This is a genomic window from Pseudomonas sp. NPDC087614 (assembly GCF_044743485.1).
GTDB lineage: Bacteria > Pseudomonadota > Gammaproteobacteria > Pseudomonadales > Pseudomonadaceae > Aquipseudomonas > Aquipseudomonas baetica_A.
Genome location: NZ_JBIUWN010000128.1, coordinates 1 through 7,291 on the forward strand (window position 1 = coordinate 1; position 7,291 = coordinate 7,291).

The window sequence follows — 7,291 nt, forward strand, 5'->3', positions numbered from 1 at the left end:
TGCCCGGGTGGTATTTGCTCTGTTGAAAAACCAGAGCGAATACTCCCCTAAAGCGGTTTAGGGGCTAGGCATGAACCATAGAATCTCCCACAGGGTCTGTGTTGCCACAAATGTTGTGTGCTCAGCAGATTCACTGTGGGAGCGCTCGCGAAAGCGGTCCTTCAGGCAATAAAGATTTTCAGCCGTCAGACCAGCGGCTCATCCGCCTTCTTGTGCTTCCAGCTGTCATTGCCCGGCAGGATCAGGTTCAGCGCAATCGCCACCACCGCGCATAGCGCAATGCCTTTGAGGCCGAAGTCGTCAGGCCCGGTGCCCGTGCCGACCAGCACGCCGCCAATCCCGAACACCAGCGTCACCGAAACGATCACCAGATTGCGCGCCTCGGCCAAGTCGATCTTGTGACGGATCAGGGTGTTCATCCCCACCGCCGCGATCGAACCGAACAACAGGCACAGAATCCCGCCCATCACCGGTACAGGAATGCTCTGCAGCAGCGCGCCGAACTTGCCGACAAACGCCAGGCTGATGGCGAAAATCGCCGCCCAGGTCATGATTTTCGGGTTGTAGTTCTTGGTCAGCATCACCGCGCCAGTCACTTCGGCGTAGGTGGTATTCGGCGGGCCGCCGAACAGTCCCGCAGCGGTAGTGGCGATGCCATCACCGAGCAGGGTGCGGTGCAGGCCCGGCTTCTTCAGATAGTCGCGACCGGTCACGCTGCCGACCGCAATCACGCCGCCGATGTGTTCAATCGCAGGCGCCAACGCGACCGGAACGATGAACAGAATTGCCTGCCAGTTGAACTCCGGCGCCGTGAAGTGCGGGATGGCAAACCAAGGGGCAGCGGCAATCTTCGCGGTATCGACCACGCCGAAATAGAACGCCATGGCAAAACCGACCAGTACGCCGGAAATGATCGGCACCAGGCGGAAGATGCCTTTGCCGAACACCGCCACGATCAACGTGGTCAGCAGCGCTGGCATCGAGATCATCATCGCGGTCTGGTAGTGGATCAGTTCGGAACCGTCGCCGGCCTTGCCCATTGCCATGTTCGCGGCAATCGGCGCCATGGCCAGGCCGATCGAAATGATCACCGGGCCAATCACCACCGGCGGCAGCAGACGGTCGATGAACCCGGTGCCTTTGATCTTCACGGCCAGGCCCAGGAAGGTGTAGACGAAACCGGCCGCCATCACGCCGCCCATGGTCGCGGCGAGGCCGAACTGGCCCTTGGCGAGAATGATCGGCGTGATGAACGCAAAGCTCGACGCCAGGAACACCGGCACCTGACGCCCGGTGACGATCTGGAACAGAATCGTCCCAAGACCTGCGGTGAACAGTGCCACGTTCGGGTCAAGGCCCGTGATCAGCGGCATCAGCACCAGGGCGCCGAAAGCCACGAACAGCATCTGCGCGCCGGACAACACCGTGCGCCAGAGCGGATCGTTGAACTCTTGCTGCATGGTCACGCGTCCTTCTGCTTGGTGCCGAAGATCTTGTCACCGGCATCGCCCAGCCCTGGGATGATGTAACCGTGTTCGTTCAAGCGTTCATCGATGGACGCGGTGTAAATGGTCACGTCCGGGTGAGCCTTTTCTACGGCGGCGATGCCTTCCGGCGCGGCCACCAGCACCATGGCGCGGATGTCCTTGCAACCGGCCTTCTTCAGCAGGTCGATGGTCGCGACCATGGAACTGCCGGTGGCGAGCATCGGGTCGATGATCATGGCCAAACGTTCGTCGATTTCCGGAACCAGTTTTTCCAGATAGGTGTGTGCTTGCAGGGTTTCTTCGTTGCGGGCAACGCCCACAGCGCTGACCTTGGCGCCCGGGATCAGGCTCAGCACGCCTTCAAGCATGCCGATGCCGGCGCGCAGGATCGGCACCACGGTGATCTTCTTGCCAGCGATTTTCTCCACCGACACCGTGCCGCACCAACCGGCAATGTCGTAGGATTCCAGCGGCAAATCTTTTGTAGCTTCGTAGGTCAACAGTGCGCCGACTTCCTGAGCAAGCTCGCGGAAATTCTTGGTGCTGATGTCGGCGCGGCGCATAAGACCGAGTTTATGACGGATCAGCGGATGGCGGATCTCAAGGATGGGCATGGGAAAGGCTCCGGCGGCGGGCAAAAAAACCGGCCTAGATTAATCTATCCGAGGGTGATGTCCTATAGGACATCGAGTACGTTAGTCCATAAAGGCTTGATCTGGCCTCGCTTGATGCGTACCTTTGCCCGCTTTTCCTGATTCCGCCACCCCTTGGAGAGCACCATGTCCGCTGATCTCGAGCATATCCGTCAAATCATGCGAGAGGCTGACTGCCTGTACACCGAGTCTGAAGTCGAGGCGGCCATCGCCCGCGTCGGTGCACAAATCAACGAACAACTGGCTGATAGCAATCCGGTGGTGTTCTGCGTGATGAACGGTGGCCTGATCTTCTCCGGCAAACTGCTGACTCATCTGAGTTTCCCGCTGGAAGCGTCCTACCTGCACGCCACCCGCTATCGCAACGAAACCAGCGGCGGCGACCTGTTCTGGAAAGCCAAGCCGGAAGTCTCGTTCATCGACCGCGACGTGCTGATCATCGACGACATCCTCGACGAGGGTCACACCCTGGGCGCGATCATCGACTTCTGCAAACACGCTGGGGCGCGCAAAGTGCACACCGCCGTGCTGATCGACAAGGATCACGACCGCAAAGCGCGTCCTGACCTGAAAGCCGATTTCGTCGGCCTGCCGTGCATCGACCGTTACATCTTCGGTTACGGCATGGACTACAAAGGCTACTGGCGCAACGCCAACGGGATCTTTGCCGTCAAAGGCATGTAACCCACGCCTTGATCTAACGGCGGGAACGGGCTTGCTCGCGAAGGCGTCGTGTCAGTCAATATCATTGACAAGGGACACACCGCTTTCGCGAGCAAGCCCGCTCCCACAGTTGTTTGGTGTGCGCTGATCGATTTTCATACACCCCATGCTAGAGTGCTCGGCCCCGCCCCCGGAGCCTGTCATGAGCCTCTTGATCCGCAGCTTTGCCGCCCTGTTGCTGACCCTAAGCCTGCCTCTGGCCGCCGCGCCGATGCACAGTCAATTCCTGCCGCCGGACGACCTGACCCTGCGCGCTGCCGCGCCCGAACAGCAGCAACTGCTGCAAGTGACCGACTATTCGGTGGTCGTGGGGGCTCAACGCCCATCCAATCAGCAGCCGATTCCGGTCACCTCGTCCCTGATGATTCGCCTCAAGGGCAAACCCCTGAACAAGGGCGCGACGATCGCTCAGGTGCTGGTGAGTTTTGATGGCGAAAGCAAAAGCCTGAAAAAACCGGTTTACGACGATAAGGGCAAGACGCTCACCCTGTTTTACCCGTTGTCGCAATACCGCGTGGTGATCGACTTGCTGCGCCACGATACCGTGTATGTGCAGTTCCTCAGCTACGCCAACGGCCATGTCTGGGCCGATTTGCACACCGGGGCCGTTCGATCGCGTTGAGCCCGGCGGCGGGGCAGGGGTAAACTGCCGACCCCGTGTCATGTCTGCGAGCTGGAGTCGGCAATGCGTAAAGATAAGAAACAAGTGATTGGTGACGAGATTGGCGATGAGCAGATCAAGCTGTTCCTCGATTTTGAACCGATCGATGCCACTTCGCCGTCGCTGCACAAATTGATCAAGGCGTACCGAGGCCTGCGCATCGATGACTTCGAGCGCTTTCTGACGTTCTTTGTCGCGGCGGGTTACGACGTGGATGGCAAGGATGAGCAGGGCCAGACATTCGTTGACCACATCAAGGATCAGCGCAACGCTGCTGACTACATCGAATTGATCGAAAAAGCCCGCGGCTAAAAACCTGAGGCACAAAAAAACGCCCCGCACTCACTGAGTGCGGGGCGTTTTTTATGCGGCAAGATCAAGCGTAGCTTGGGGTCTCGCTGCTTTCTTCAACCAGTTCCAGGGCGATGTTGTTCTGCGTGTTGATCTTGCGATACAGCGCCGCATCGGTTTCCAGGACTTTTTCACGGGCCGGGAAGATTTCGGCCAGTTTGGCCGCCCACTCACCCTTGGCCTTGCCCGGGAAGCACTTCTCGATCAGCTCGAGCATGATCGAAACGGTCACTGATGCACCCGGCGAAGCACCGAGCAGGGCGGCGAGGGAGCCGTCCTTGGCCGAAACCAGCTCGGTACCGAATTGCAGGATGCCGCCCTTTTTCGGGTCTTTCTTGATGATCTGTACCCGTTGGCCGGCCACTTCCAGGCGCCAGTCTTCGGCTTTCGCCTCCGGGTAGAAACGGCGCAGGGATTCCAGGCGCTGCTCCATCGACTGCATCACTTCGCTGACCAGGTATTTGGTCAGGTCCATGTTGTTCTTCGCCACCGCCAGCATCGGGCCGATGTTGCTGGCGCGAACCGACATCGGCAGGTCCATGAAGGAGCCGTGCTTGAGGAACTTGGTGGTGAAACCGGCGTATGGCCCGAACAGCAGGGATTTCTTGCCATCGACAACGCGGGTGTCCAGGTGCGGCACCGACATCGGTGGCGAACCCACCGCTGCCTGGCTGTAGACCTTGGCCTGGTGGTGTTTGACCACTTGCGGATTATCGCAACGCAGCCACTGGCCGCTGATCGGGAAACCGCCGAAACCTTTGCTTTCTTCGATACCCGAAGCCTGCAGCAACGGCAGTGCCGCGCCACCCGCGCCGAGGAAAACGAATTTGGCGTCGACTTCACGGCTGCTGCCGCTGTTGACGTCCTTGATGCTGACGGTCCAGCCGGCGCCGTTACGCTTGAGGCCGGTGACGCGTTTGCAGTATTTGACTTGAGCGTCGGGGGCGCTGGTCAGGTGCTTGAGCAACTGATTGGTCAGAGCGCCGAAATTGACGTCGGTACCGTTCATCACCCGGGTCGCGGCGAGCACTTCGTCCGGCGCGCGCCCCGGCATCATCAACGGCATCCACTCGGCCATTGTGGCCTTGTCTTCGGTGTATTCCATGTCGGAAAACGCGTGGTGCTTGTGCAGCACATCAAAGCGTTCCTTGAGGAAGGAAACGCCTTTGTCGCCCTGCACGAAGCTCAGATGCGGGACCGGGCTGATGAAGGATTTGCACGAGCCGAACGTGCCTTTCTTGGTCAGGTACGACCAGAACTGCTTCGACACCTCGAACTGGGTGTTGATGTGCACGGCTTTCTTGATGTCGACGGTGCCATCAGCCGCCTGCGGCGTGTAGTTCAGCTCACACAGGCCAGCGTGGCCGGTACCGGCGTTGTTCCATGGGTTGGAACTCTCGGCAGCACCGGAATCCATCAGCTCGACAACTTCCAGCTTGATCGCCGGATCGAGCTCTTTGAGCAGTACGGCAAGGGTGGCACTCATGATGCCGGCCCCAACCAGAACTACGTCGACTGCTTCGTTATGCGCCATTTAACGCGTCTCCAAAATCTGCAGCACCAAATTGTCGGCATGGCTGCCAGGCATTCAAGGGCAGGTCAGTAAACCCAGGATGCCCATGGTCAGGTTCGCCATGTCCGAATCTTCGCAATTTTTCGCAACTTCGACGGACGCATGCGGCCTGGCTTTACGAGCTCCATGAACTCATTTCAGCGCGCGGCTGGCAATTCGACTTATGGTCGAGACATCCGTTTTGTGCAACCAAATCCGTAGCGGACAGGCTTCAGGCTCTGGTATTCGAGGTATACCCGGTCCTGTGTCGTTGGGCTGTTTCAGACGCTAATGGTGCATGTTCAGACGCAAAACTATTCATTTGCTCGCCACACTCTTGTGAAGTTGTGAAAACCCGTTTTTTTCACGCTCTTTTGAAGACGTGAACCTCAAAAAAGGGCTGTCCAAGCCTGGCAACCTGCCCGAAGGGGCAAAACATCTCGGTGGCCGAGCGTAATGACAGCTCTGCAGATTCGCGAAAAGCGGGTTTTTGCCGCAGGAACAGGCAAGCACGCCAACTTCACTCGATCTGTGTGGGCGGCTCTCTGTGGGCGATTTGGATGTCGATGCATGCGCATTGACGCTGTTGCGGGGCCCGATCAGGAGACGTCCTTATAATCGGGGGGAGATTGTATCGAAGAAATGCGCGGAGTTGGTTGTGTTTAATGACTTTTATTAGGCATCCGGTCAGATGCTCAACTGGACCTGAGCGTTTGCGCGCGGTTGACGCTGGGCGATCCGGGCGCTGGCAGGCAGCGGATTACGCAACCAATTGAGGCGGATTTCTTCGATTTCCACCCATCCGTCGCCCATTGGCTGCAGGCTGCACTGCTTGAACGCCTGGCAGTGGCCGTTGCGGTCGAGCAGGGCAAAGCAGCGGTGCAGCGGGCGTGGGGCGAACAACGAGATCAAATAGCGCATGGCCGAGTACCTTGTTGGAGGACTGGTTCGAGCTTGCCCGCAGGCCGTGACGTCAAGGTGTATGGGCGGTGAACAATCTGTGACAGGAACCGCTTTCATCAGGGTTTGTCAGACATTTCAGTATTCATTGTGCGGTGCTGGTTCCGCGCAGTGGCCCACCGCTATACTGCGGGCCTGTTTGTGCCTGATTCTGGAGAAAAGAGCATGTTGCAACGCCTGTTGTTCGGTTTGATCACTGTGGCCGGTTTGACTCTGGCCGGCTGCGCCCACAGCCCGCAACAACTGAGTCCGGAACCGAAGCTGACCACGCAACTGGCGGCTGTCGGCCGTGGCCAGCCTGTGGTGGTGCGTGTGGTCGACGGTCGTCCGTCGCCAACCCTGGGCACCCGTGGCGGTCTGTACCCGGAAACCAGCGTCATCAGCGTGCAGCGCGAGCAGATCCTGCCCAAGTTGCAGGCTCAGGCTGAAGCCGCCGTGCGTCTGCTCGGGTTCACCCCGACCAACAACGCACCGAACGCACCGCAGTTGACCGTGACCCTGGCGGAGCTGAAATACCAGTCGCCGAAAGAAGGCATGTACGTGACCGAGGCGACTATCGGCGCGACCTTCCGCTCCGACGTGCAGAACGCCAACCGTCGCTACAGCGGCCGTTACGGTGCTTCGCTGGATCAGCGCTTCGGCATGGCGCCCAACCAGGAAACCAACACCAAACTGGTCAGCGACGTGTTGAGCGATGCGTTGACGCGTCTGTTCAAGGACCCGACCGTGGGTCAGGTCCTCGCCGAGTAAGCTTTCGGCGCAGTAAAAAAAGCCCGGTGCCAGTGATGGCTCCGGGCTTTTTTGTGGCCGCTGTCTCGTCCTGAATAAGGTTTACACCTTCTGGCTTCTTATCAGGAGGGTGCAATGGATACGGGCGCAAAACGTAGTCAGCGCGATTACACGC

8 protein-coding genes are annotated in these 7,291 nt (G+C 59.0%); 4 read left to right on the forward strand and 4 right to left on the reverse strand.

What is annotated here, in order from left to right; genetic code table 11:
* Nucleotides 1-185: 185 nt before the first annotated feature.
* Both ACIOWA_RS26745 and upp read right to left on the reverse strand, forming a co-directional pair.
* The gene (locus ACIOWA_RS26745) at nucleotides 186-1,460 is read right to left on the reverse strand and encodes a uracil-xanthine permease family protein (protein ID WP_339432188.1); all 1,275 of its coding nucleotides are present in this window, start codon (nucleotides 1,458-1,460) and stop codon (nucleotides 186-188) included.
* Between the two features lie 2 nt (nucleotides 1,461-1,462).
* Nucleotides 1,463-2,101 carry a uracil phosphoribosyltransferase gene (gene upp / locus ACIOWA_RS26750; protein WP_007912842.1) on the reverse strand — a complete coding sequence of 213 codons (639 nt, stop codon included), beginning with the start codon at nucleotides 2,099-2,101 and terminating at the stop codon, nucleotides 1,463-1,465.
* A 165-nt stretch (nucleotides 2,102-2,266) separates the two neighbouring features.
* Here upp and ACIOWA_RS26755 point away from each other — a divergent pair, with 165 nt between their 5' ends.
* From ACIOWA_RS26755 to ACIOWA_RS26765, 3 genes are all read left to right on the forward strand, one after another.
* Entirely contained in the window at nucleotides 2,267-2,824 is a 558-nt protein-coding gene (locus ACIOWA_RS26755) for a hypoxanthine-guanine phosphoribosyltransferase (RefSeq protein WP_339432187.1), read from the forward strand.
* A gap of 181 nt (nucleotides 2,825-3,005) precedes the next feature.
* Nucleotides 3,006-3,485, forward strand: a complete 480-nt coding sequence (locus ACIOWA_RS26760) for a hypothetical protein (protein ID WP_339432186.1) — start codon at nucleotides 3,006-3,008, stop codon at nucleotides 3,483-3,485.
* A gap of 63 nt (nucleotides 3,486-3,548) precedes the next feature.
* Nucleotides 3,549-3,836, forward strand: coding sequence for a PA4642 family protein (locus ACIOWA_RS26765; protein WP_339432185.1), 288 nt, complete (start codon nucleotides 3,549-3,551; stop codon nucleotides 3,834-3,836).
* 64 nt (nucleotides 3,837-3,900) lie between these two features.
* Here ACIOWA_RS26765 and mqo read toward each other — a convergent pair whose 3' ends face one another.
* Both mqo and ACIOWA_RS26775 read right to left on the reverse strand, forming a co-directional pair.
* Nucleotides 3,901-5,409, reverse strand: coding sequence for a malate dehydrogenase (quinone) (mqo, locus tag ACIOWA_RS26770; protein WP_401162781.1), 1,509 nt, complete (start codon nucleotides 5,407-5,409; stop codon nucleotides 3,901-3,903).
* 705 nt (nucleotides 5,410-6,114) lie between these two features.
* A complete protein-coding gene (locus ACIOWA_RS26775; protein ID WP_339432183.1) occupies nucleotides 6,115-6,348 on the reverse strand; it encodes a hypothetical protein in 234 nt (77 codons plus the stop codon).
* A gap of 204 nt (nucleotides 6,349-6,552) precedes the next feature.
* Between ACIOWA_RS26775 and ACIOWA_RS26780 the strand changes: the two genes are divergently transcribed.
* Complete coding sequence (locus ACIOWA_RS26780) at nucleotides 6,553-7,137, forward strand: YajG family lipoprotein (protein WP_221731543.1); 585 nt, start codon at nucleotides 6,553-6,555, stop codon at nucleotides 7,135-7,137.
* Nucleotides 7,138-7,291: the final 154 nt, after the last annotated feature.

Excerpts from the sequence above, each read along its gene's own strand:
- ACIOWA_RS26755 (WP_339432187.1), top strand. The coding sequence starts at position 2,267 with ATGTCCGCTGATCTCGAGCATATCCGTCAAATCATGCGAGAGGCTGAC.
- upp (WP_007912842.1), bottom strand. The coding sequence starts at position 2,101 with ATGCCCATCCTTGAGATCCGCCATCCGCTGATCCGTCATAAACTCGGT.
- ACIOWA_RS26745 (WP_339432188.1), bottom strand. The coding sequence starts at position 1,460 with ATGCAGCAAGAGTTCAACGATCCGCTCTGGCGCACGGTGTTGTCCGGC.
- ACIOWA_RS26765 (WP_339432185.1), top strand. The coding sequence starts at position 3,549 with ATGCGTAAAGATAAGAAACAAGTGATTGGTGACGAGATTGGCGATGAG.
- ACIOWA_RS26780 (WP_221731543.1), top strand. The coding sequence starts at position 6,553 with ATGTTGCAACGCCTGTTGTTCGGTTTGATCACTGTGGCCGGTTTGACT.
- ACIOWA_RS26760 (WP_339432186.1), top strand. The coding sequence starts at position 3,006 with ATGAGCCTCTTGATCCGCAGCTTTGCCGCCCTGTTGCTGACCCTAAGC.
- ACIOWA_RS26775 (WP_339432183.1), bottom strand. The coding sequence starts at position 6,348 with ATGCGCTATTTGATCTCGTTGTTCGCCCCACGCCCGCTGCACCGCTGC.
- mqo (WP_401162781.1), bottom strand. The coding sequence starts at position 5,409 with ATGGCGCATAACGAAGCAGTCGACGTAGTTCTGGTTGGGGCCGGCATC.